The sequence below is a fragment of the Sinomonas humi genome, from assembly GCF_000802235.1.
In the GTDB taxonomy this organism is placed as follows: domain Bacteria; phylum Actinomycetota; class Actinomycetes; order Actinomycetales; family Micrococcaceae; genus Sinomonas; species Sinomonas humi.
Window position 1 is genome coordinate 92,123 of sequence record NZ_JTDL01000141.1, and the last position, 22,451, is coordinate 114,573.

The following is a 22,451-nucleotide window of genomic DNA, read 5'->3' on the forward strand; positions in this document are numbered from 1 at the left end:
CCGCCGCTGGCTAACTATCGTAGCCATCGTGGAACTCGCACCCCGGCTTCGCCGTATCGGCAACGACCTCATCGCCTGCCACATCATTGTGGGCGACGATGGAATGACGCTCGTCGATACCGGCCTTCCCGGCCATTACCGTGACCTCGTCCGTGAGCTAAAGCAGCTCGGCCGCCCGCTTTCTGACATCAAAGGCATTGTGCTCACCCACGGTGACAGCGACCATATCGGCTTTGCCGAGCGCTTGCGCGGTGAGCTTGGAATTCCGGTTTACATCGGGGCCCCGGATGCGGACCGCGCGAAGGGAGCAAAGCCCCCGGCGACGCCGAAGGACCCGCGCCGCCTCGCCGCCGTCGTCCGCTTCTTCGCCTACGCGATCACCAAAGGTGGATTTCGCACAACGCCGCTTCATGAGGTAACCCCAGTTCACGACGGCGACGTGTTGCCTTTGCCGGGAACGCCCCGCGTGATTGCAATGCCCGGCCATTCGCCGGGCAGCATCGCGGTCTACGTGCCGGCGGTACGCGCCGTGTTCGTCGGCGACGAGCTCACGACACGCCACGTGCTCACGGGCGTTGAGGGTCCGCAGCCGGCGCCCTTTACCGATGACCAAGCTGGATCGTCGGCCTCGATCGAGAGGCTCGCGGGCTTGGACGTCGATTGGGTCATCCCGGGCCATGGTGCCCCTTGGCGCGGAAACACTGCTTCGCTCATCGCAGCGTACCGCTCGGCCGAGGCGCGTCCGCCTGTTCGCTGATCAGAGCCGCTGACCATTCCTCAAGCCTGCGTCGCAGCAGCTCGGGACCAAGCTCGGTGCGGCCAATTCCGATGTAGTTCGGCGCCCATTCTTCGACCCTCGGATAGGCGCTCGCCGCGGCCTGGAGGTCCCAGACCGAAAGGTCGGGAATTGTGGCTCCCGTGAGTTGTTGATATTCGGCCGAGAACATATCGGCCGAATAGGGGTCGCCCAAGAGAACCAGGTCAAGACGGCACCAGGCCACGTCCACCCCTCTTGGTGCGTGGCGTGCACCCGGCCAATCAACTACCCCCGTGAGCTTTTCGCCCGACCACAAGGCATTCCCGCACCAATAGTCGGAATGCGTGAGCACCCGGTCCTTCAGGTCGAGACTGCCCCACGCCTCTCGCGCCATTCTTGCCACAGCGCTATCGCCCGACGGCGGCCCGTCGGGCGCAGGTCTGAGCCCGCTTCCGGGGAGCGCGTGGATGCGGGCAAGGGCAGCTGCCATCTCGTGAGCGATTGCCCTTAGGGAGAGTTGGGGATCTGGATGGCCCCCCTCGACCCTCGTAGTCACGATGAACGGCCAGCCTGCCCGAACCGAATGGCAAATATGGCGCGGGACCAAATCGCCGAGAGCGTGAAGCCGACCAAGGATCTCGACTTCGCGCAGCACGGTTGAGGGTTCCCCTGGGAAGCTGCGGATCACATAATCCGATTCGCCGTCGCTGGCCAGAATGCTCGTCGCATGAGTTCCGCCCTCGAGGAAGGACGAGAAAACAAGCCTCTGCCCCAGCTGAGCCGACGCCTCTGCCAACAGAAAGTAGGGGGTCGGCGGTATAGACATGGGCCGCTTTACTTCTTCCGGCTCTCCGCCGTCTTCTTGTCGTTGGCCTTCTGCAGCGCGTCGACGAGCTCCTCCTTGGACATATTGGAGCGACCCGGCACGTCGAGCTTCTGGGCGAGCTCGTAGAGGTGCTTCTTGGACGCGTTCGCGTCCACACCTCCGGCCGTGGGGCGGGATGTCTTCCTCCCGCCTTCGGCCTGCGCGTCCGAGGGGCCCTTGCCCTCCTTGGGCTCCCAGTGGTCGCCGACCTTCTCATGAGTGTGCTTCAGGGCCGAGTAGGCCACGCGATGGGCACGCTGTTCGTCGCCGTAGGTCTCCTCGGCCGAGTCGTGGGCCTTGGCGAACGTCTGCTGGGCCTTCCGGTCTGAGCGCTGGAGCGTTGAGGGGAGCTCGTCCTTCTTGGCCTTCCCACTCTTGTCTGCCTTGGGCATGCTTCCTCCGATCCGGGATCCTGCTCTTGCCTGCTCTTCCACGCTAGGCCCGGCTCCTATGAGTGACAACCGTTGGTGATCCCTCAGCACTCCGCCAGGATGTGTTCGAAGTCTTTGAGCGCGGCGGCTGCCGTGGCGCGAGGGTCGGAGGCGCCTCCGACGACGGTCAGCACGCCCATCTCGTCGGTCACCGCGCTGAAGCCCTTCATGCTCCCGCGCAGGTGGGCGAAGGGATGGTCCTGCCCGTAAGTCCTGAGTTCGACGCCGGCCCGGAACCCGTCGTCGTCGGCCGGGGACTCGCCGTCGTACTCGAGGAAGCCGACCAGCCGCGGCGAGCGGCCCTCGGCTCGCCACCGCGCGACGTCGTCCGGACCAATCCGGCCGATGCCCTCCCGCGGGAGGGCATCCAAGCGCAGGTCGGCGCCGAGCGCCGCGTTTGCGATGATGACCAGTTTCGCGGCAGTGTCCCAGCCTTCGACGTCGAAGCTCGGGTCGGGCTCGGCGATGCCGCGGTCTTGGGCGAGGGCCAGCGCGTCCGCGAAGGGAAGGCCGTTCATCATCTCCTCGAGGACGAGGTTCGCGGTGCCGGTGAGGACCGCCTCGAAGGAGAGGACCCGGCAGCCTGCAAGGCTGTGTTGGAGGAAGTCGACCGTGGGAAGGCCGGACGCGGCCGCTGCGCTCATCCGGAGGCTGCCGCCGTGGGCGCCCGCGAGGCGGAGAAGCCCGCGAAGGTCGACGACGAGTGCCCCTTTCGAGACGGCGATGGCGTGCATTCCCCGGCCGAGGGCGCCGCGCAGGTAGTGCAGCGCGGGGCCGCCGGTAACGTAGTCGCTCGGGCTGGCCTCGACGAGGACGTCCGCCTTCACGCCGCCGAGGAAGGCTTCCCCGGTCAGTCCAGCCACGAAGCTCTCGCGGGCGTAGAGCCGTTCGGGCTCAAGCCCTGAGGGGTCGACGAGGCCGGCGGATGAGCCGCAGACCCCGACGATCCGCGCTTCGATGCCGTACCGCTGCCTGTAGGCCTCGCGCCGGTCGAGCAACATCTCGGTGATCCGCCGGCCAATGCTTCCGAAGCCGGTGACGGCGATGGCGATGTTGCGCTCGGTTGTCATAGCGGGCCCAACCCTAGCATTTGCGAGTTTCTGCCGATCCTATGACTCCAGTTGTCATGCTCACGACACGCCCTACAAATAGACATGTCTAAGACCGTTGTACACGCACAATAGACACGTCCAACGGAAGTCCTGACGCGCGGGGGAAAGCGGGTCTCACGCTTGGGCTCCATTGAAGACATTCGTCTCGCAGGGGTGTAGGTGAAGATCGAAGAACGCAACCGCTTGGTCGTGGAGCATCTCCCGCTCGTGGGCTACCTGGTCTCGGACCTGTGCGCGCGGGCCACGCACCTCTCCCGCGAGGACATGGCGTCCGCGGGCTCGCTCGGTCTCGTGCTCGCGGCCGAGTCGTTCGACCCGACAACAGGGGTTCCCTTCGGGGCCTTCGCCCGCCGCCGTATCACCGGTGCCCTCATGGACGAGCTCCGCTCCCTGGACTGGGCGGGCCGTGGAGCACGCAAGCGCATGAAGGCGGTGAGTGCCGTGACCGAGACTCTCACGAGCAGCCTCGGCCGGAAGCCCACCCATGACGAGATCGCAGCTGCCCTTGGCGTGAGCCGGGAGAGCGTCGACGAAGCCGCGGCTGACGCGGCTCGCACGGTGAGTCCGCTCGACGAGACGATCTCCGACACGCTCGTGGCGGACATGGTCGCCCCCGAGGAGGCGACATTGGCGGGGGAGCGAACGCGGTACCTCCGTGCCGCCGTGGACTCGCTGCCCGAACGCCTGCGCCTCGTGGTGACGGCCATCTACCTCGAGGGCAGCTCGGTCAAGGACGTCGCAGAGAGGTTCGGTATCAGCTCCTCAGCCGTATCGCAGCAGAGGAGCGAGGGGATCCGCCTCCTGCGGGAGGGCCTCGCCCTTCACTATCCGGACGGGCCAGCCGCTGCTCCCGCCAGCGAACCCGGCGCCGTCTCGCCGCGTCGGGCTGCCTGTCTCGAAACGTTCGCGGACGCTGTTCGGGGAGCAACCTCCGGACGACGCGTCGCTTCCCCGGCCGCCCGCTGAACAGCGACTGCAATTTGGCTTAATTTAACCTCCCGGACGCGGACCGCTTCCTGGACGAGTCGGATCGAAAATACGTGACGGCCGTGAGCACTCGTCTCGGCATCCCGGACGATGTCCGCGACAAGCTCCTCGATAATCTCTCGAAGGGAGTTCTTCCCGAGTCGATGACAGGCGCGGCGCCGAGGTCGACGCGGACCAAGAAGGACGTTTCGGGCGTGACTACCGTGCGGAGAGAGTTCAGGGACGGTTCAGTCTCGGAAACTACCTTTGAGGCCCGCTCGAGCCAGCTTGCTCCGCGCCGTTCAATGCCACGATTTCAAGGATCTACGGTTCCTGGTACAGCGGGATCGGCGGTGCCTCACCCATCGTCAACGAGATCCTCCAGCAAGACCAATCCTGCTATGGGCCAGCTCGGGCCAGAGCGAGCGCCATGGTCTCGGGCTGGGGATATTCCTTCAGCGCCTCCCTGACTTTCTATGTCCAGAACACGAGCAGGTGGGACACGAGCCCATAGCGCCGGAAGGCGGCCGGGCCTTCCGCTGCGATCGCCAGCGGTCCGCAATACACTGCAGCCAAGACTCAGCGTTGAGGGAGGCCCAAGTGGAAGTCGGCGTCGCGCGTGAACGCATCCCTGGTGAGAAGCGCGTGGCGGTGACCCCAGAATCGGCGAAGCAGCTCATTTCGCTGGGGCTCGGCGTCGTCGTCGAAGCAGGCGCCGGTGCAGCGGCAGGCTACCCGGACGCAGCGTACGCCGCAGAAGGTGCCCAGATCGCCCCTTCCCTCGATCCGGCGACGGTCGACGTCGTCGTCCACGTCCGCCCCCTCGACCCGCCTGCGGCAGCCCGCCTCAAGCCGGGGACGGTCACCGTCGGCCTCGCCTCGCCTTCATCCGAACTGCCTACCGTCCGGGTGCTCGCAGAGGGGCGCGTCACGGCCTTCGCCCTCGAACTCGTGCCCCGGATCTCTCGCGCGCAGTCGATGGACGCGCTCACGTCCCAGGCCCTCGTGACCGGTTATCGCTGCGTGCTCGAGGCGGCCATTCGGCTCCCGCGATTCTTCCCCCTTTACATGACGGCTGCCGGGACAATTCCGCCGGCGCGTGTCCTCGTCCTCGGCGCGGGCGTCGCGGGGCTCCAAGCGATCGGCACGGCAAAGCGTCTCGGAGCGCGGGTCTCCGCGAACGACATCCGCCCCGCCTCAGCGGACGAGGTCGCCTCGATGGGCGGGACATTCATCCGTCTCGACCTCGAATCGGCGGAAGCTGCAGGTGGATACGCCCGGGAGCTCGGTGCGGACCGCGCCGTCCTCCAGCGCCAGCTCCTCGCCCCGCACGTTGCCGAAGCGGACGTCCTCATCACCACCGCAGCCGTGCCCGGGCGCCCCGCACCCCTCCTCGTGACGAGGGAGATGGTCGCCGCGATGCGGCCCGGGTCTGTCGTCGTGGACATGGCCGCGGAGTCGGGAGGCAACGTCGAGGGCTCGGTCGCGGGCGAGGACGTCGTCGTGCCGACGGCCGACGGCTCCGGCGAGGTCACCGTCGTCGGCCTTAAGGACGCCGCCTCGGCTATGGCCTTCGACGCATCGCGCCTGTACGCGAAGAACGTCGCCAACTTCATCGCACTACTGACGCGGGAGGGTGAGATCGCTCCCGACTTCGACGACGAAGTTGTCGCCGGAGCATGCCTGACCCACGACGGCGGCGTCCTGCACGAGCCGACGGCGCAGGCTCTCGCGGCGCTCACCGCGGCGACGGGGGCAGCCGAAGTGGTCGAAGACGAGGAGATCGAGGGAGGGGCGGGCTGATGGATGGAGTGCAGCTTCTCACCATCACGGTACTGGCTGTGTTCGTTGGCTTCGAGGTGGTCTCGAAGGTCTCGAGCATTCTGCACACGCCGCTCATGTCGGGCGCCAACGCGATCCACGGCATCATCCTCGTCGGGGCGATAACCGTCGCGGGGCAGGCGACGGACGGCTGGGTCCTCGCGGTGGCACTGCTCGCCGTCGTCCTTGCGACCGCCAATCTGGTGGGTGGGTTCGTTGTGACGGACCGGATGCTCGAGATGTTCCGGGGGCGGAAGGCTGCAGGGCCGGACGCCGGGAAGGACGGTACGAGGTGATGCTCGCTTCCCCGGTCCTCGCTCCGACTTGGACGGCGCTGCTCTATCTGGTCGCCGCCGTATGCTTCATCCTCGCTCTCAAGGGACTCAGCTCGCCCAAGCATGCCCGCCGCGGAAACCTCATCGGCGCATTCGGAGCCTTTGTCGCGCTCGTGACGGTGTTCCTCTCGAGCCGCCTCCAGAACCTGCCGTGGATCTTCGGTGCGATGGTCGTCGGTGCGGCCATTGCTGCGCCCGTGGCCCGGCGCGTCAAGATGACCCAGATGCCGCAGCTCGTCGCCATGTTCAACGGCGTGGGTGGCGGCGCGGCGGGGCTCGTTGCGTTGCTCGAGCTCCCGCATGCCGAGAACGCGTGGCTCCGGGTCGCGATCGTGTTCACTCTGCTCGTCGGGGCCATCTCGTTCGCCGGTTCGGGCGTGACGTTCGCAAAGCTCCAAGAGCTCATGACGACGCGTCCCGTGATGTTCGCTGGCCTGCCAGTGCTCATGGGGGTTGTCCTCGTCGTGGCCGTGGGAACCGCCGCGCTCGTCGTGGCGACGGGCTCGGTGGGGCTCGCCGTCGTCGTTCTCGCGGTGGGCCTCGTCGCCGGCGTGCTCTTGGTGCTCCCGGTGGGCGGAGCCGACGTGCCGATCGTGATCTCACTGCTCAACGCGTTCACGGGGCTCGCGGTTGCGGCATCGGGGCTCGTGCTCGGCAATGTCCTCCTCGTTGTGGCGGGCACGCTCGTGGGCGCATCTGGCACGATCCTCACGCGACTCATGGCTGCAGCCATGGGCCGGAGCGTCTCCGGGATCATGTTCGGTGCGTTCAAGGGAGGTTCGACCGCGGGTTCGACTGTGGCGAGCGAACGGCCGGTGCGCTCGTCGAATCCCGAGGACGTCGCCGTGCTCCTCGGGTACGCGCAGCGGGTGATCATCGTTCCTGGCTATGGCCTTGCGGTGGCGCAGGGGCAGCACACTGCGGCCGAACTCGCTCAGGCCCTCGAGTCACGGGGCGTGGACGTGGAGTTCGCCATCCATCCCGTGGCCGGACGCATGCCTGGTCACATGAACGTGCTCCTCGCAGAAGCGAATGTGCCTTACGAGTCGCTCAAGGAGATGAGCGAGGTCAACGGGGACTTCAAGCAGGCCGATGTCGCGCTCGTGGTGGGTGCTAACGACGTGGTCAATCCGGCGGCCAAGACCACGCCCGGCTCGCCCATCTACGGGATGCCAATTCTCGAGGCTGGGGACGCTCGTCAGGTCGTGTTCCTCAAGAGGTCGATGCGGCCCGGCTTTGCTGGGATCGAGAACGAGCTTCTGTACGAGCCGCAGACCACGCTCCTGTTCGGGGACGCAAAGGAGTCCCTCGCCAAGGTGCTCTCGGCCGTCAAGGCCCTCTAACCCCCTCCTCGTTTCGGGTACGCCAACTGGCCTCTAGGGGCGTTTCGGGTACGCCAACTTCTCCGGGGCTTCGCGTTCCAGCCCACTTCTGGGGCCTCAAAACCCGCGGCTCGCGCAACACGCCGGGCTCCCGACCGATTGGGAGAACACAACTGGGCGGGAGCGCGGGGGGCGCCCGGGTACTGGGCTTCGCTTGATGCCGAGGTGACTCTCCTAGGGGGAAGAGCGTGGCCCCAGCTAGCTGAGCTCCTTAAGGTCAACGCTCGTGAATCGCACCGTTCGGCCCGTCGGCGTTCCAACTCACTGAGGGCCAGGTGCCGGTGGCCACTGCCCTGTGCAGGAGGTGCATGAGGGCGGCTGCAACAGCCTCGACGGCTGGCGTTGGGCGCGCTGTGCGCGGTGTTGCAAGGACAAGGTCCCGCGTGGCCGCCGGGTCGTTGAGCGGGGCTATCGATAGGGCGTCGGAGGTCAGCTCGTCCATGAGGCAAACCGCAGGCAGGACAGTCCATCCGTGGCCGGCGGCGACGAGCTGTTTGAGGACCCGAGCCGAATTCGTCTGAACTCCGATCTGAGGTTCTGTAGCGGCGCGCGCTGCAGCCTCGTCTACCAGAGTGCGGAGTGCATTGCCCCGCGTCGGCAGCACGAGCGGGTGGGCCGCGACCTCGGAGAACCGGATGGGTTGCTGTGGGTCGAGGCCTGCTTCTCGAGGCGCAACGGCCCACAGTTTCTCTCGGGCCACCGGGTAGACGGTGATTGCGGAGGGGTCGGCGACGCCGAACAGGAGCGCTAGGTCGAGCTCACCGTCGTATAACCAGCGGCGCAGATGGCCCGCGAAGGCGGTGAAGATATGCAACTCGATGTCGGGATGCGTGCGAGCCAGTGCAGCAACGAGCGGCTCCGCGACGAGGTCGGTGACGCTGTCCAGGAGGCCGACGTTGACGATCCCACGCACCATCCCAGGGTCTGCTCGGACTGCGGCCCGTGCCCGCTCCAGCTCCGCCACCGCGCGCCGCGCATGATCGACCAGCACCTCGCCGGCTTCCGTGATGATCATCCCGTTCCGGCTGCGTTCGAACAGAGGGACACCCAGTTCCGACTCCAGCGCTCTGATCTGGCGCGTGACGGCTGGCTGCACGAGATGCAGCACTTGAGCCGCCCGTGTCACGCTGCCGGTTTCGGCAACGGCCAGGAGCGCGTTGAGCTGCTTGATGTCCATTCGGTCCTCGTGTCTCGGGAAGTAAGGCTCGCAGCCGGTATCCAGCCGACGCATCATTCCATCACATATTGGCATTCGACCTCTCATCAATTAACGGAAGATGATGGCTTTCATGACTTACATCACTGAGGAGCGGACCGCCTTGAGCGAGGACGCACTCATCGAGCGACTCAAGGCGCTCCCCACGGCAGCGGTCTCGGATGCCCTGGATGCTTTGGGCATAGCGGGCCAACTTCTGGGAGTCGCGCCGCGAACTGCAACGGGAACAGCGGCGGGCCGGGCCTTCACCGTCAGATATGAGCCGGTCGACGAGCACGGGGGGACAGTCGGTGACTTCCTCGACGAGGTCCCTGCCGGCCATGTCGTGGTGATCGAGAATGCGGCTCGAACCGACTGCACGGTCTGGGGAGGGATCATGAGCCGGGTAGCGGCGGCGCGAGGCGTCGCCGGGACGGTGGTCTATGGTGCGTGCCGTGATCTCGCGGCATCCGAGCAAGCCGGTTACGCCCTCTGGTCGTCCGCGGTCTTCATGCGGACGGGGAAGGATCGGGTACGCTGCGCCGAGGTGCAAGGCCGTGTGCAGATTGCCGGAGTCGCAGTTGCTCCAAGCGACTATGTGCTTGCCGACGCTGACGGGGTGCTGGTGATACCGGCGAACAGAGTCGAGGAAGTACTCGCCCTCGCCGAAGAGATCGAGAGGACCGAGACCGCGATCGCGGAAGCGGCCATCGAGGGTGGGTCACTCGTGGCCGCTCGAACGTCCTTCGGCTACCACGCCCTCCAGAGTGCGAGGGACAGCCGATGAGCGTGCTGCAAACCTCCCACACAACTGCCACCCTGCTAGAAGCGTCCAAGCTCGATGCCGCGCTCGACCCCGGAATCCAAGCGCTTTGGCCGGGTGCGCGTCTGGCTGGACCCGCGTTTCCCGTCCAGGGAGTGGGAGGCGACAACCTCGCCCTGCATAACGCCGTCCTCGCGGCGCCGCCGGGAAGCATCCTCGTCGTGGACGTCGGCGGGAAGGACTTCGGGCACTGGGGGGAGATCCTGGCTGTTGCCGCCATGGCCCGCGAGATAAGCGGCCTCGTCATCGACGGCGCGGTAAGAGACAGTGTCGAGCAGGAGGCCCTCGGCTTCCCGGTCTTCTCGCGTGGCACCGCCATCCGTGGAACCGCCAAGGCCTTCCCAGGCTGGATCGGGCGGCCAGTCCGGGTCGGCGGTGTCCTCGTGCGGCCCGGAGACCTCGTCGTCGGAGACGCTGACGGCGTCGTCAGCCTTCCGCATGCACAGACGGCAGACATCCTTGAGCGTGCCGGCGAGCGCGTGCGTCATGAGGAGTCCATCATCGCGGCACTCCGCAACGGAGCGTCAACTATCGACCTCTACGGCCTTGATCCGGCAGGTCGGCAATCATGAGAAGGGAATCACCTATGCCTCTCGATGAGGAGAGCACGCTCGCAGCACCGGCACAAGCCGAGATGCCCGTCGCGCAACGAAGCACCAAGATCCGGTGGTACGGCGGCGCGATCATCTTCATCATCTGCTTCGTCGCCTATCTTGACCGGATCGTCTTCTCTGTCTCCGCGAGCCCGATAATGGCCGCGCTCCACATTTCTCCGGTTCAATTCGGGCTCGCGACGACCGTGTTCAATATCGGCTACTTCGTCTGCCAGATACCCAGTGCGGTCCTGATCCGGCGGGTCGGAACGCGGCGGGCCATGACGATCGCCTTCCTAGCATGGTCCGTGTGCACTGGGGCGACAGGCCTCGCGAACTCCTTCTTGCTGCTCGCGGTGGTCCGGACCCTGTTCGGAGCGGGCGAGGCCCCCGTCTTCCCTGCGGCGAACAGCTTCTTTGCCGACTGGTTCCCCTCGAAGGAGCGTGGACGGGCGAACTCCCTGATGAACGCCGGCGCCTTCCTCGGACCGGCTCTCGGCGCCGTCCTTCTGGTCCCGATCATTCAAGCACTCGGATGGCGAGCAGGCTTCTTCATCTGCACCATTCTTGGCTTTATCCTGACCGCAGTCTGGTACCTGTTCATGCGCGACCGGCCGTCTCAGCATCGTCTCGTGAACGCGGCCGAGATCGACCTCATTGCCCGGGGAAGCGACACGATCGCCTCCCCGGAACGTGCCCCTTGGGGGCTCTTCCTCCGGAAGCGCTCCTTCTGGGCCTTGGCGCTCGGATTCTTCGGCACCCTCTGGACGATCCAGTTCTTCATCTATTGGCTGCCGTACTACCTGCAGAAGGGCCTCCATGTACCCTTCGGCTCGATTGGCGGGTTCACCAGCATCTCGTTCATCGCCATCACGATCAGCGTCATGGTGGCAGGCGTTGTCAGCGACAAGCTCCTGACCTCGGGTCGTCGCCGGTATCAAGCCCGGAATCTTGTCGCCGTCGCCGGGCTCGCGATTGCAGCCGTTTGCCTTGTCATGAGCACCACATCGCAGAACGTCCTCGTCAGCGTCATCTGGCTCAGCGCCGCCCTCGGAGGCGCCGGCGTCGCCCAGACGCTCGCTTGGACGATCGCCACTGACATCGGTCGCGCTTACACCGCCGCTGTTGGCAGCTGGATGAACGCGTGGGGCTTCGTAGCCGCAGCCATCGTTCCGACCGTGGCCCCGATCATCGCCCAGCAGTTCGGATGGACCAATGTGATCGTGCTGAACGCAGCAATGGCCGTCGCCGGCATCGTCGGGTTCCTTCTGACGACGTCGGATCGGCCGCTCGTCGCGGACCAGCCGACCGCTTGATCGAACCCGCGGCTGCGCCCCTGACCTGAAGGCAGGGGCGCAGCCGCGCGTTCGCCGCGTCAGCCCCCTTCCGTTGCAACCCGCCCGCAACCCAAGCACTCCTACGCTCGTCGCAACGCCGGCACCACCGGCCCCCGCAAGGGGAACCAGAGACGAAGGAGTTTCGCCATGACCGTCTACGCATTCCCGGGAACCGAGGGCAGCAAGGTCGCCTTCAAGGACCGGTACGAGAACTTCATCGGCGGCGAGTGGGTCGCGCCGGTGGGGGGCCAGTACTTCGAGAACATCACCCCGGTCACGGGGCGGGTGTTCTGCGAGATCCCGCGCTCGCAGGCAGCGGATGTCGAGCTCGCCCTCGACGCTGCGCACAAGGCCGCCCCCAGCTGGGGGCAGAGGAGCGCCGCCGAGCGTGCCCTGATCCTGCACCGGATCGCCGACCGGATCGAGGAGAACCTCGAGCTCCTCGCGGTTGCGGAGACGTGGGACAACGGCAAGCCCGTCCGTGAGACCCTCGCCGCGGACCTGCCCCTCGCCGTCGACCACTTCCGCTACTACGCGGGCGCGATCCGCGCGCAGGAGGGCTCGCTTTCGCAGATCGACGAGACGACGACGGCGTACCACTTCCACGAGCCGCTCGGCGTCGTCGGCCAGATCATCCCGTGGAACTTCCCGCTCCTCATGGCCACCTGGAAGCTCGCCCCGGCGCTCGCGGCGGGCAACGCCGTCGTCCTCAAGCCGGCGGAGCAGACCCCGGCGAGCATCCTCGTCCTCGCCGAGCTCATCGGCGACCTCCTCCCCGCCGGGGTGCTGAACATCGTCAACGGCTTCGGCGTCGAGGCCGGCAAGCCGCTCGCCTCGAGCCCGCGGATCCGCAAGATCGCGTTCACGGGTGAGACGACGACCGGTCGGCTGATCATGCAGTACGCGTCGCAGAACCTCATTCCCGTCACGCTCGAGCTCGGCGGGAAGAGCCCGAACATCTTCTTCAACGACATCGCCGCCGCCGACGACGCCTTCTACGACAAGGCCCAGGAGGGCTTCACCCTCTTCGCCCTGAACCAGGGAGAGGTCTGCACGTGCCCGTCCCGGGCGCTCATTCAGGAGGACATCTACGAAAAGTTCCTGGCCGACGTCGTCGAGCGGACCAAGCGGATCAAGCAGGGCAACCCTCTGGACACCGAGACCATGATCGGTGCCCAAGCCTCCAATGAGCAGCTCGAGAAGATCCTCTCCTACATCGAGATCGGCAAGGCCGAGGGCGCGAAGGTCCTCACCGGCGGGCGCCGCGCAGAGCTCCCCGGCGAGCTCGCGGGCGGGTTCTACGTCGAGCCGACCATCTTCGAAGGCAGCAACACAATGCGCATCTTCCAGGAGGAGATCTTCGGGCCCGTGGTCTCGGTTGCGAAGTTCGCAGACTATGCCGAGGCCCTCGAGATCGCCAACGACACCCTCTATGGCCTCGGCGCAGGAGTCTGGAGCCGCGACGGCAACGTCGCCTACCGGGCTGGGCGCGAGATCCAGGCCGGGCGCGTGTGGGTCAACAACTACCACGCATACCCCGCCCACGCCGCGTTCGGCGGCTACAAGTCCTCAGGCATCGGCCGCGAGACGCACCTCATGATGCTCGAGCACTACCAGCAGACAAAGAACCTGTTGGTCAGCTACAGCGAGAACAAGCTCGGCTTCTTCTAGGCCCGGCTCACCCACCCCAAACCAAGGCAGGACGGACGACGGCGGTGCGCGCCGCCGTCGTCCGTCGCGCCTGTGTGCCGCTTGGCCGCTTATGTGCTGCCGGCCCGCAGCACATAAGCGGGGAAGCAGCACTCAAGAGGAAGACAACCCCCCATACAAAGGAGCATCGCCATGAGCACAACCTTCAAAGCCGCCGTCGTCCACAGCTTCGGCGACGAACTCAGCGTCGATGAGCTCGAGATCCCCACGCCCGGCCCAGGCCAAGTACTCGTGAAGCTCATCGCGAGCGGCGTCTGCCACACGGACCTCCACGCCGCGCAAGGTGACTGGCCCGTCAGGCCCAAGCTTCCGCTCGTCCCGGGGCACGAGGGCGTGGGCAGCGTCGTCGCGCTTGGCGAGGGCGTCACCGATCTCGCGATCGGAGACCTCATCGGCAACGCGTGGCTGTGGACCGCGTGCGGAACGTGCGAGTTCTGCCGCACTGGTTGGGAGACCCTGTGCGAGTCTCAGCAGAACGGCGGGTACAGTGTGGACGGCTCCTTCGGCGAGTACATGCTCGTCGACGCCAAGTTCGCGGCGCGGATCCCCGAAGGCGCCGATCCATACGAGATCGCGCCAGTCCTGTGCGCGGGCGTCACGGTGTACAAGGGCCTGAAGCAGACCGAGGTCCGGCCGGGGGAGTGGGTCGTGATCTCGGGCATCGGCGGCTTGGGGCACATCGCGGTCCAGTACGCCGTCGCGATGGGCATGCGCGTTGCGGCCGTTGACGTCGCGGATGAAAAGCTGGCCCTGGCACGCAAGCACGGCGCCGAGGTGACCGTCAACGCGTTCGCCGAGGACCCGGCGTCGGCCATTCAGGACGCAACGGGTGGCGCCCATGGCGTCCTGGTCACGGCCGTCCACCCGGCCGCCTTCGGCCAGGCGATCAGCATGACCCGCCGCGGTGGCACGATCGTCTTCAACGGCCTCCCGCCGGGCGATTTCCCCGCGCCGATCTTCGACATCGTGCTCAAGGGCCTCACGATCCGCGGCTCGATCGTCGGCACGCGGCAGGACATGATCGAGGCCCTCGACTTCTACGGGCGCGGCCTCATCCACCCGACGTTCCATACTCGCGAGCTCAAGGAAATCAATCAGGTGTTCGACGAGATGCACCACGCCAAGATCGACGGCCGTGTGGTCATCAAGTACTGATATCCGCTGAAGCCAAAGTCCCCGCAACGCGCACCTGCGTTGCGGGGACTTTGGCTTCAGGACACCCGGCTGGGACCCGCGGCCGACCGCTTCCGGGGCCGGGCGGGGGGAGCGTCGTCGTCCGGCACGCGCTCGCGGGTGTCGTACCCCATCGCCTCGCTCGCCTCGCGCGCGGCGAGGGCGACGGCGGGACCGAGCCTTGCGACGTCGTCCGCGTGGACCCGCTGGAGCGGGAAGCCGAGACCGAGCACGGCGGCGAGTTCGCCAGTGTGGTCGAACACCGGGGCGCTGATCGAGCCGACGTCGATGTTCCGTTCGCCGAGGGCGGCGAAATACCCTTGCTCGCGTGCTTGGGCTGCCTGCTCATCGAGCTCAGCCCAGGTGACGGGCGTCGAGGGGGTGAACCTCGTCAGCTCCTGGCCCTGAAGCTCGGCCCGCGCTTCCGAATCGAAGGCGAGAAAGATCTTCCCCGGAGCCCCCGCGTGGATCGGCATGACCTGGCCGACGTGGAAGGGGCGCATGACGACGTGCCGCGTCTCCGCGACCGCGACCACCGTGCGGTGAATCCCGTCCCGCACATAAAGGCAGGCCGTCTCGCCGGTCTCGTCCCGCAGCCGGTGCAGGATAGGCCGGACGCTGCGGACGATGTCGAGCCCGATGGTTCCGGGCGCGGACCAGCGAACGAGGCGGATGCCGATCCGGTACTTGTCCCCCTCGCGGTCGAGGAAGCCCTCGCGCACCATGTTCTGGACAAGGCGTTGGCACGTGCTCGCGGGCAAGCCCGTGCTTCGGACGATCTGCTGGAGGGTGGGTTCGGGGTCTTCTACTGAGAAGCAGTCGAGGATGTCGCTCACCTTGCTCAGCACGAGGAGCGGCGCCCCAGCGCCGTTCGATTCTCTTGCCATGGGATTGCTCACCGTCCATTCCCGCGGACCGCTTTGAGGCAAATGCTATTCGAGGCCGCCGAAAAGGCCGCTTCGTTACCCATTGACAGCTTACGCCAACACCCGGATTATGGGTCGAGAACTCACGATATGGGTTCAAGAACGATGCGGGTTCATAGAAGTCTGTACAAGGACGCGGGGAAATCAGTGATCCAACCTCAGCCAGACGCTTCACTCGGGAACAGGTCCAGAATCGGCCTGATCGTCCCAAGCTCCAACATCACGATGGAAACCGAACTGCCAGAGCTCTTCCGCCGTCAGGCCGAGGCGACGGGCCACTCCTACACCTTCCATTCGGCGCGGGCAGCGCTCAAGAACGTCACGCGCGAGGAACTCGCGGCGATGGTCTCGAAGGCTGCGGATTGCGCCGTCTCCGTTTCCGATGCCGACGTCGATGTCATCGCCTACGCGTGCCTCGTCGCCGTAATGGCACAGGGGCCCGGCGCTCACACGGAGTCCGAGTCCGTCATCGCGGAAGCTGCCCGCTCGAACGGCCACCCGGCAGCGGTGGTGAGCAGCGCGGGCGCGCTCGTGCGAACCCTCGGGGACCTCCGCGCCCGGAAGGTCGTCATGGTCACGCCCTACATGCCCGAGCTGACGAAGATGGTCAGCGAGTACATCGAGGGGTCCGGCATCCAGGTCCAAGACGTCATCGGACTCGAGGTTGCCGACAACCTCGAGGTCGGCCGCCTGGATCCCGCCCAGCTGCCCGGGATCGCACGGCGGCTTGACCGGGAAGGCGTGGACGCCGTCGTCCTCTCGGCATGCGTCTAGATGCCCTCGCTTGCCTCGGTCCAGCAGGTGGAGGACGAACTCGGCCTCCCCGTCGTCACGGCGGCCACGGCTACGGCCTACGAAATCCTCAAGGCGCTCGGCCACAGCCCCGCCATCGAGGGGGCGGGCCAGCTCCTAGCCGGCGCGCTCGTCACCAACTAGCACTTGCCACTCGCAACGCACCCGGATCCCGCGGGATCGAACATCAGGCCAATGGAGGAATGATGAGTGTTCAAGAAGTAACCCGTCAGCAGGCAGCCCGCCGCGCGACGGTCGCGAGCGTGGTCGGCACCACCATCGAGTGGTACGACTTCTTCCTGTACGGAACGGCCGCCGCCCTGGTCTTCCCCCAGCTGTTCTTCCCGGGAGGGGAGGGCTCGCTCACAGGAACGATCGCGGCCTTCGGCACCCAGTTCGTCGGGTTCGTCGCCCGGCCGATCGGCGCGGCGATCTTCGGCCACTACGGTGACCGGATCGGGCGCAAGACGACGCTCATGGTAACCCTGCTCCTCATGGCCATCGGCACGGTGCTCATCGGCGTCCTCCCCAGCTACCAGTCAATCGGCCTGTGGGCACCGATCCTGCTGACCGTGCTGCGCGTCATCCAGGGCATCGGCGTCGGCGGCGAGTGGGGTGGCTCCGTGCTCATCGCCATGGAGTGGGGCCACGAGCGCCGTCGCGGTCTCGCCGCAAGCTGGCCTCAGCTGGGCGTTCCCCTCGGCCTCATCCTCTCGACCGGACTCGTCCGGATCACGACGGCGGCGACCGGTCACGACTTCGCTACCTATGGCTGGCGGATCCCGTTCCTTGCCAGCATCGTCCTGATCGGCGTCGCGCTCTTCGTCCGGCTCCGCGTCGTCGAGAGCCCCGAGTTCCAGCTGCTCCGCAAGACCGAGAAGGTCGTGGTCGCGCCGATCATCGAGGCGATCCGCCGGCAGCCCAAGGAGATCCTCCTCTCGGCCCTCGTCCGCATGTCGGAGCAGGCCCCGTTCTACCTGTTCATCACGTTCGTGATCACGTACGCCACCAAGCACGTGAAGTTCAACAGCGACGCCATCCTCGTGGACACCCTGATCGCGGCCGCCCTCGGCCTCATCAGCATCCCGGTGTTCGGCATCCTCTCGGACAAGTTCGGGCGGAGGCTCATCTACGGCATTGGCATCGTCCTGACCGGGCTGTATGCCTTCCCCTACTTCGGGCTCCTTAATACGGGCAACGCCCTGATCATCGGGATCGCTGTCGTGGTCAGCCTCATCTTCCACGACATCCAGTACGGACCGCAGGCGGCGCTCATCGCGGAGAGCTTCGACGCCGACATCCGCTACACCGGGGCAGGTCTCGGGTACCAGCTCGCGAGCGTGATCGCCGGCGGCCCGGCACCGCTCATCGCGGCGGAGATCCTGCAGGGCACGGGCAGCTCCACGTGGATCTCGGTCTACATCATCTTCTGCGCCGTGGTGAGCATGGCGTCGCTCCTGCTGCTTCGGCGCTCGACGACGGCGGCCGGCGGCGTGACGATGCGGACGTCGCGGGCTTCCCGGAAGGGAGCGACGACGGTATGACGGTGAGCGAGACTGCGCGCGGGCCGCACGAACAGGCGCCCGCGCCGCAGCCCGAGGCCCCAGGTGCGAGCGGGCCTCTGCGGGACCTGCTCGTCCTGGACCTGAGTCGAATCCTGTCCGGACCTTTCGCCACGATGACCCTCGCGGACCTCGGGGCTGACGTCATCAAGATCGAGCAGCCCGGCCAAGGAGACGACACCCGGCACTGGGGGCCGCCTTTCCAAGGCGGCCAGGCGGCCTACTTCCTCTCGGTCAACCGCAACAAGCGCAGCCTCGCGGTCGACCTCAAATCGCCGGAAGGACTCGCCGCCGTGCGGCGGCTCGCGCTCAAGGCCGACGTCATCGTGGAGAACTTCCGGCCGGGAACTGCCGAGCGCCTCGGCCTCGGCTACGAAGAGCTCTCCGCCGCAAACCCCGGGCTCGTCTACGCCTCGATCAGCGGGTACGGCCAGACCGGCCCGGAATCGGGGAGGGCGGGCTACGACGCGATCGCCCAGGCGCGGAGCGGGATCATGAGCGTCACGGGCGAGACCGACGGCGCCCCGGTTCGGGTCGGCGTGAGCAGCGCCGATCTCGTGGCCGGCACGTGGGCGGTCATCGGGATCCTCGCGGCCCTGCACGAGAAGACGCGAACCGGGCAGGGCCAATGGGTGGATATCAGCCTGCTCGACGGCTCGGTCTCGTGGTTGACCTACGTGGCAAGCGGGTTCTTCGCGAGCGGCGAGACGCCCCGACGCTACGGCTCGGCCCACCCGACCATCGCGCCCTACCAGGCCTTCCCCACCTCGGACGGGTTCGTGATGGTCGCCGTCGGAAACGACAGCCTGTGGCGGAAATTCGCCGCCGCTCTCGGCAGGCCGGAACTCGCGGACGACGACCGCTTCACGACGAACCCTTTGCGTGTCGCGCACCGCGACGAGCTCATCCCCCTGCTCGAGCAAGAATTCCAAGGGGCGACGACGGCGGAATGGGTCGCGCGGCTCGACGCGGCTGGGGTGCCGGTTGGGCCCATCCAGACCGTGGACCAGGCGCTCGCGGACCCCCAGGTGCTCGCGCGGGGAATGGTCGCGGAGGTCGAGCACCCCGAGGCCGGGACATTGAAGGTCGTGAACTGCCCGGTGCGGCTCACGCGCACGCCTGCGTCGGTGCGCATGCCACCGCCGCTGCTCGGGCAGCACAGCGACGAGATCCTGACTGGAGCGGGGCTTTCCGCTACGGATATCGGCCGTCTCCACGCCCAGGGTGCGGTCCAGTGACGGGGAATGGGGCGCACGTTATGGAGGGCGTCTCAGTCGAGGTCGCGGATGCCGTTGCAACTGTCTCCTTCGGCAGCGGAGAGCGACTCAACGCCCTGGGCATGGGGCAGTGGGATGATCTCGGGCGAGCCGCGCGGGAGCTCGCGTCCGCGGATTCGGTGCGGGCCGTCGTCGTCCGCGGCCGCGGAGGCGTGTTCAGCGCGGGCTCCGACCTGCGCGAATGGGAAGCGGCCGACCCTGACGAGGTGACGCAGCGCTTCTGGCGGATGGAGCAGGCGCTTCGCGCGATCGAGGACCTTCCCGTGCCCACTGTCGCCGTCGTAGAAGGGGTTGCAGCGGGGGGCGGATTCCAGCTCGCGCTGGCCTGCGACCTGCAGCTTACTGCCGCCTCGGCGCGCGTCGGCATGCCGATCTCGCGCCTGGGAATCCTCGTCCCGCCCTCGTTTGCGGCCCGGATCTCGTTGCGGGTGGGGCCCAGCCGGGCGAAGGACCTGCTCTACGGCGGCCGGATCCTGACGGGCAAGGAGGCGCACGACGTCGGCCTCGTCACCACGCTTGCCGCCGACGGCGAGGTGGACGCTGAGTTGGGCGGCCTCCTCGAGGCGTGGGCGGGGCTCGCGCAGGGGTCGCTCCGCGCAGCCAAGACCGCGGTGGACAGGGGGCTGCAACCGCTCATCGCGCCCGTGCGCGAGATGCCCCCAGAGCTCGCGACCGATCCGGAGGAGTTCCCCAAGAGAGTCGCGGCCTTCCTGCACAGGCACGGCCGCTGACCACTCGTATCTGAGGACTCCTGAGGCGGGAAGTGGCCACGGGTAGGGCGAGAAGTGGCCACGGGACGTGAAAGAGGTGGCCTCTCGTTGGAATCACCAACGAGAGGCCACCTCTTTCTTGACGAGTGGCCAGATCCCTACTTCGAGCCGCGGACCTTGTTGCCGAGCTCGTGGATCGGCGTCCGGAACGTCTCGCGGCCCCAGATTGCGCCGATGAGTGCGAGCACGGACGAACCGGCCACGATCCAGGCCGCCGGGCCCCAGTTCGAGGGAACGCCGCCCACGAGCGCCGTGCCGAGCAGCGGCGTGAAGCCCGCACAGAGGATGCCGATCTGGAGGCCGATCGCCATGCCGGAGTAGCGGACGCGGACGTTGAACAGCTCAGCGAACCAAGCCGGGTAGATTGCGTTCGACATCGCGTACGTGCCAGCGGTGATGAGCGTGCTCGTGAGGAAGACGAGGGGTACGTTCTTCGTGGAGATCGACGAGAAGTAGATGAAGATCAGGATCGCCGAGCCGATGATGCCCGTGATGAAGAGCGGCTTGCGGCCGAAGCGGTCGGAGAGCATGGCCGCGAGCGGCTGGGTGCCGATCGCCACGACGTTGCCCACGATGCTCACCCACAGCATGGTCGAGGCGGGGATGCCGACCGAGACGGCGTAGGCCAGGCCGAACGACTGCATGAACGTGTTCGTCACGGTCTCGAAGGACATGAGGGCGACCTGGATGAACTGCGGCGTGTGCGTGGCGAACATGTCCGCGACGGGCAGCTTGACGAGGTCGTTGTGCTCGGCCTTCTCCTCGAAGACCTCCGGCTCCTCGAGCGAACGGCGCACGAGGTAGGCGACGACGAGGACCACGATCGAGCACCAGAACGGGATGCGCCAGCCCCACGCGAGGCGGTCCGCCTCGCTCATCGCCGCGACCGGGAGGAACACGAGCGAGGCGAGCACGATGCCGGTCGAGATGCCGCTCATCGAGAACGAGGGGAAGAAGGCGCGGCGCCCGACGGGCGATTCCTCCATGGTCAGCGCCGAGGCGCCGGCGGTCTCGGCGCCGGCCGAGAGGCCCTGGCAGAGGCGGAGCACCACGAGGAGGATCGGGGCGAGGTAGCCGGCCGCGTGGAAGTCGGGGAGCACGCCGATGAGGAACGTCGCGCCGCCCATGAGCACGAGCGTGAGCACGAGGGTGTTCTTGCGCCCGAGGCGGTCACCGAGGTGGCCGAAGACGACGGCGCCGAACGGCCGCGCGACGTAGGCGACGCCGAACGTCGCGAACGAGGAGATGAGCGCGACGGTCGGGTTGCCCGAGGGGAAGAAGATCTTCGAGAACACGAGCGACGCCGCAGTCGCGTAGACGAAGAAGTCGTAGTACTCGAGGGCGCCGCCGAGGAAGGCCGCGAGGGCTGCCTTCTTCGCGCGCTTGAGGCGGCGTGCCTGCTCCTCAGGGGTTCTGACGTCGGGATCAGTCATCCCGCTGAACTTGGCCATGGGCTCTCGCCTTTCGTGCGAACGGTGGAGTGGATGGGTGGAGGGGGATCAGGACACGGAGACCGGGGCGGGCGCGGTGCTGTTGCGCACGATGAGGTCCCCGGAAAGGTGCACTGTGTTGGCGGGCCGTGCCGGGTCCGCGATCCGCTCGGTGAGGAGGCGGAGGGCGACGGCGCCTCCGCGCTCGTACGGCGTGTTCACCGTCGTCAGCGCGGGCCGCGATGCGGAAGCGAGCCAGATGTCGTCGAAGCCGATCACGCTGATGTCCGTCCCGGCCGCGACACCGCGGTCGGCGAGGCGGTTCATGCACCCGAACGCCAGGAGGTCGTTGTGGGCGATCACCGCCGTGACGGGCTCGGCGAGAACGAGGTCTGCAGCCCGGACCCCAGCGGCGTACGTGGGCTCCGCGTGGGTGAGGACGATGAGGGTGCAGCCGAGGTGATCGGCGGCCTCCTCGGCTGCGGCGAGGCGCACCTGGCTCGAGTAATTGTCCTCGAGGCTTGCGAGGTACGCGATCGAGCGGTGGCCGAGCGCTGCTAGGTGCTCGACCGCCTGCCGGGCGCCTTCCGGCGCGGAAAGGATGACGGCTGGCAGCCCTTCCGCTACGTGGTTGATGAGGACGACGGGAGAGACCGCATCCAGCGCCCTCAGCCTGTCGGCGTCCATCCGCGGCGCGAAGATGATCGCGCCGTCGACACGGCCGATGACGCGCTCGAGTTCTTCGGCGTCCGCCTCCGGATCGTTCTCGCCGTCGACGACGACCAGCGAGATCGACTGCCGGCGGCAGGCCGCCTGGATCGACTTGACGAGCGGCGGGTAGTACGGGTTCGCGATGTCAGGGATGAACAGCGCGATAGTCCCCGTCAGTTCGGTCTTTGCGGGGGCGGGGTTGTACCCCAGTTCCGAGGCGACGGCCAGGATGCGATCCCGCGTCTCGGTGTTGACCGAATCGGGGCGGGTGAACGACCTGGAAACGGTCGACTTCGAGACTCCCGCGACTTTCGCGATCTCGGCAATCGTGGTCATCCCCACCTCCTCGTGTGTTCGGCATCACAGCGTTTGTTCAGAATGACATGGTTTCTGCAACGCGTCAAATAGTTTCTGCAACCCACTGCATCACGCTCATCCAGGGAGCATGCCTACTCGTCCCCGAGTGGGGTAAGACCTCGACTG

General features: G+C 67.0%; 22 protein-coding genes. 15 read left to right on the plus strand and 7 right to left on the minus strand.

The window, feature by feature from the left end; translation table 11 throughout:
* Positions 1-28: 28 nt before the first annotated feature.
* Positions 29-757, plus strand: coding sequence for an MBL fold metallo-hydrolase (locus tag LK10_RS16100; protein ID WP_043125795.1), 729 nt, complete (start codon positions 29-31; stop codon positions 755-757).
* Here LK10_RS16100 and LK10_RS16105 read toward each other — a convergent pair.
* The 3 genes from LK10_RS16105 to LK10_RS16115 form a co-directional block, all read right to left on the minus strand.
* On the minus strand, positions 711-1,583 hold the full coding sequence (locus LK10_RS16105) for a phosphotransferase family protein (RefSeq protein WP_052207469.1): 873 nt from the start codon (positions 1,581-1,583) through the stop codon (positions 711-713). The two genes, LK10_RS16100 and LK10_RS16105, sit on opposite strands and share 47 nt — an antisense overlap.
* Before the next feature lie 8 nt (positions 1,584-1,591).
* Positions 1,592-2,014 carry a ChaB family protein gene (locus tag LK10_RS16110; RefSeq protein WP_043125798.1) on the minus strand — a complete coding sequence of 141 codons (423 nt, stop codon included), beginning with the start codon at positions 2,012-2,014 and terminating at the stop codon, positions 1,592-1,594.
* Between the two features lie 83 nt (positions 2,015-2,097).
* Entirely contained in the window at positions 2,098-3,123 is a 1,026-nt protein-coding gene (locus tag LK10_RS16115; RefSeq protein ID WP_043125801.1) for a homoserine dehydrogenase, read from the minus strand.
* A 201-nt stretch (positions 3,124-3,324) separates the two neighbouring features.
* Here LK10_RS16115 and LK10_RS16120 point away from each other — a divergent pair, with 201 nt between their 5' ends.
* The 4 genes from LK10_RS16120 to LK10_RS16135 all read left to right on the plus strand — a co-directional run bounded on the left by LK10_RS16120 (position 3,325) and on the right by LK10_RS16135 (position 7,630).
* Positions 3,325-4,131 carry a sigma-70 family RNA polymerase sigma factor gene (locus LK10_RS16120; protein ID WP_052207470.1) on the plus strand — a complete coding sequence of 269 codons (807 nt, stop codon included), beginning with the start codon at positions 3,325-3,327 and terminating at the stop codon, positions 4,129-4,131.
* 600 nt (positions 4,132-4,731) lie between these two features.
* Positions 4,732-5,934, plus strand: coding sequence for a Re/Si-specific NAD(P)(+) transhydrogenase subunit alpha (locus LK10_RS16125; RefSeq protein ID WP_043125804.1), 1,203 nt, complete (start codon positions 4,732-4,734; stop codon positions 5,932-5,934).
* A complete protein-coding gene (locus LK10_RS16130) occupies positions 5,934-6,248 on the plus strand; it encodes an NAD(P) transhydrogenase subunit alpha (RefSeq protein WP_043125806.1) in 315 nt (104 codons plus the stop codon). The genes LK10_RS16125 and LK10_RS16130 overlap by 1 nt, the downstream gene beginning before the upstream one ends.
* Complete coding sequence (locus tag LK10_RS16135) at positions 6,248-7,630, plus strand: NAD(P)(+) transhydrogenase (Re/Si-specific) subunit beta (protein ID WP_043125808.1); 1,383 nt, start codon at positions 6,248-6,250, stop codon at positions 7,628-7,630. Before LK10_RS16130 ends, LK10_RS16135 begins: the two co-directional genes overlap by 1 nt.
* Positions 7,631-7,886: 256 nt before the next feature.
* On the opposite strand, the gene LK10_RS16140 is transcribed toward LK10_RS16135, so the two are convergent.
* The gene (locus LK10_RS16140; protein WP_043125810.1) at positions 7,887-8,846 is read right to left on the minus strand and encodes a LysR family transcriptional regulator; all 960 of its coding nucleotides are present in this window, start codon (positions 8,844-8,846) and stop codon (positions 7,887-7,889) included.
* A gap of 112 nt (positions 8,847-8,958) precedes the next feature.
* Between LK10_RS16140 and LK10_RS16145 the strand changes: the two genes are divergently transcribed.
* The 5 genes from LK10_RS16145 to adhP all read left to right on the plus strand — a co-directional run bounded on the left by LK10_RS16145 (position 8,959) and on the right by adhP (position 14,482).
* Entirely contained in the window at positions 8,959-9,651 is a 693-nt protein-coding gene (locus LK10_RS16145; RefSeq protein ID WP_043126058.1) for an RraA family protein, read from the plus strand.
* Positions 9,648-10,259 (plus strand): RraA family protein, encoded by a 612-nt coding sequence (locus tag LK10_RS16150; RefSeq protein ID WP_043125812.1) that lies wholly within the window; start codon positions 9,648-9,650, stop codon positions 10,257-10,259. Before LK10_RS16145 ends, LK10_RS16150 begins: the two co-directional genes overlap by 4 nt.
* 14 nt (positions 10,260-10,273) lie before the next feature.
* Entirely contained in the window at positions 10,274-11,596 is a 1,323-nt protein-coding gene (locus LK10_RS16155) for an MFS transporter (protein ID WP_043125815.1), read from the plus strand.
* A 168-nt stretch (positions 11,597-11,764) separates the two neighbouring features.
* A complete protein-coding gene (gene adh / locus LK10_RS16160) occupies positions 11,765-13,288 on the plus strand; it encodes an aldehyde dehydrogenase (protein ID WP_043125817.1) in 1,524 nt (507 codons plus the stop codon).
* Positions 13,289-13,459: 171 nt separating this feature from the next.
* Positions 13,460-14,482 (plus strand): alcohol dehydrogenase AdhP, encoded by a 1,023-nt coding sequence (gene adhP, locus LK10_RS16165; protein ID WP_043125820.1) that lies wholly within the window; start codon positions 13,460-13,462, stop codon positions 14,480-14,482.
* 56 nt (positions 14,483-14,538) lie between these two features.
* Here adhP and LK10_RS16170 read toward each other — a convergent pair whose 3' ends face one another.
* Entirely contained in the window at positions 14,539-15,399 is an 861-nt protein-coding gene (locus LK10_RS16170) for an IclR family transcriptional regulator (protein ID WP_231567804.1), read from the minus strand.
* A gap of 132 nt (positions 15,400-15,531) precedes the next feature.
* Between LK10_RS16170 and LK10_RS16175 the strand changes: the two genes are divergently transcribed.
* The 5 genes from LK10_RS16175 to LK10_RS16190 are packed head-to-tail and all read left to right on the plus strand — an operon-like array spanning position 15,532 to position 19,788.
* Entirely contained in the window at positions 15,532-16,200 is a 669-nt protein-coding gene (locus tag LK10_RS16175; RefSeq protein ID WP_408021466.1) for a maleate cis-trans isomerase family protein, read from the plus strand.
* Positions 16,201-16,362 (plus strand): hypothetical protein, encoded by a 162-nt coding sequence (locus tag LK10_RS23080; RefSeq protein ID WP_408021465.1) that lies wholly within the window; start codon positions 16,201-16,203, stop codon positions 16,360-16,362. It abuts the gene before it with no gap.
* Positions 16,363-16,421: 59 nt separating this feature from the next.
* The gene (locus LK10_RS16180; protein ID WP_043125822.1) at positions 16,422-17,762 is read left to right on the plus strand and encodes an MFS transporter; all 1,341 of its coding nucleotides are present in this window, start codon (positions 16,422-16,424) and stop codon (positions 17,760-17,762) included.
* Positions 17,759-19,018 (plus strand): CaiB/BaiF CoA transferase family protein, encoded by a 1,260-nt coding sequence (locus LK10_RS16185; RefSeq protein ID WP_081998612.1) that lies wholly within the window; start codon positions 17,759-17,761, stop codon positions 19,016-19,018. Before LK10_RS16180 ends, LK10_RS16185 begins: the two co-directional genes overlap by 4 nt.
* Positions 19,015-19,788, plus strand: coding sequence for an enoyl-CoA hydratase/isomerase family protein (locus tag LK10_RS16190; RefSeq protein WP_197061965.1), 774 nt, complete (start codon positions 19,015-19,017; stop codon positions 19,786-19,788). Before LK10_RS16185 ends, LK10_RS16190 begins: the two co-directional genes overlap by 4 nt.
* A gap of 137 nt (positions 19,789-19,925) precedes the next feature.
* Here LK10_RS16190 and LK10_RS16195 read toward each other — a convergent pair whose 3' ends face one another.
* Positions 19,926-21,278 carry an MFS transporter gene (locus LK10_RS16195; RefSeq protein ID WP_231567805.1) on the minus strand — a complete coding sequence of 451 codons (1,353 nt, stop codon included), beginning with the start codon at positions 21,276-21,278 and terminating at the stop codon, positions 19,926-19,928.
* Positions 21,279-21,326: 48 nt separating this feature from the next.
* Entirely contained in the window at positions 21,327-22,304 is a 978-nt protein-coding gene (locus tag LK10_RS16200; protein WP_043125823.1) for a LacI family DNA-binding transcriptional regulator, read from the minus strand.
* Positions 22,305-22,451: the final 147 nt, after the last annotated feature.

Coding starts and splice junctions, on each gene's coding strand:
- LK10_RS16105 (WP_052207469.1), bottom strand. CDS start 1,583: ATGTCTATACCGCCGACCCCCTACTTTCTGTTGGCAGAGGCGTCGGCT.
- LK10_RS16110 (WP_043125798.1), bottom strand. CDS start 2,014: ATGCCCAAGGCAGACAAGAGTGGGAAGGCCAAGAAGGACGAGCTCCCC.
- LK10_RS16115 (WP_043125801.1), bottom strand. CDS start 3,123: ATGACAACCGAGCGCAACATCGCCATCGCCGTCACCGGCTTCGGAAGC.
- LK10_RS16130 (WP_043125806.1), top strand. CDS start 5,934: ATGGATGGAGTGCAGCTTCTCACCATCACGGTACTGGCTGTGTTCGTT.
- LK10_RS16135 (WP_043125808.1), top strand. CDS start 6,248: ATGCTCGCTTCCCCGGTCCTCGCTCCGACTTGGACGGCGCTGCTCTAT.
- LK10_RS16140 (WP_043125810.1), bottom strand. CDS start 8,846: ATGGACATCAAGCAGCTCAACGCGCTCCTGGCCGTTGCCGAAACCGGC.
- LK10_RS16145 (WP_043126058.1), top strand. CDS start 8,959: ATGACTTACATCACTGAGGAGCGGACCGCCTTGAGCGAGGACGCACTC.
- LK10_RS16150 (WP_043125812.1), top strand. CDS start 9,648: ATGAGCGTGCTGCAAACCTCCCACACAACTGCCACCCTGCTAGAAGCG.
- LK10_RS16155 (WP_043125815.1), top strand. CDS start 10,274: ATGCCTCTCGATGAGGAGAGCACGCTCGCAGCACCGGCACAAGCCGAG.
- adh (WP_043125817.1), top strand. CDS start 11,765: ATGACCGTCTACGCATTCCCGGGAACCGAGGGCAGCAAGGTCGCCTTC.
- adhP (WP_043125820.1), top strand. CDS start 13,460: ATGAGCACAACCTTCAAAGCCGCCGTCGTCCACAGCTTCGGCGACGAA.
- LK10_RS16175 (WP_408021466.1), top strand. CDS start 15,532: ATGCGGGTTCATAGAAGTCTGTACAAGGACGCGGGGAAATCAGTGATC.
- LK10_RS23080 (WP_408021465.1), top strand. CDS start 16,201: ATGCCCTCGCTTGCCTCGGTCCAGCAGGTGGAGGACGAACTCGGCCTC.
- LK10_RS16180 (WP_043125822.1), top strand. CDS start 16,422: ATGATGAGTGTTCAAGAAGTAACCCGTCAGCAGGCAGCCCGCCGCGCG.
- LK10_RS16185 (WP_081998612.1), top strand. CDS start 17,759: ATGACGGTGAGCGAGACTGCGCGCGGGCCGCACGAACAGGCGCCCGCG.
- LK10_RS16195 (WP_231567805.1), bottom strand. CDS start 21,278: ATGGCCAAGTTCAGCGGGATGACTGATCCCGACGTCAGAACCCCTGAG.
- LK10_RS16200 (WP_043125823.1), bottom strand. CDS start 22,304: ATGACCACGATTGCCGAGATCGCGAAAGTCGCGGGAGTCTCGAAGTCG.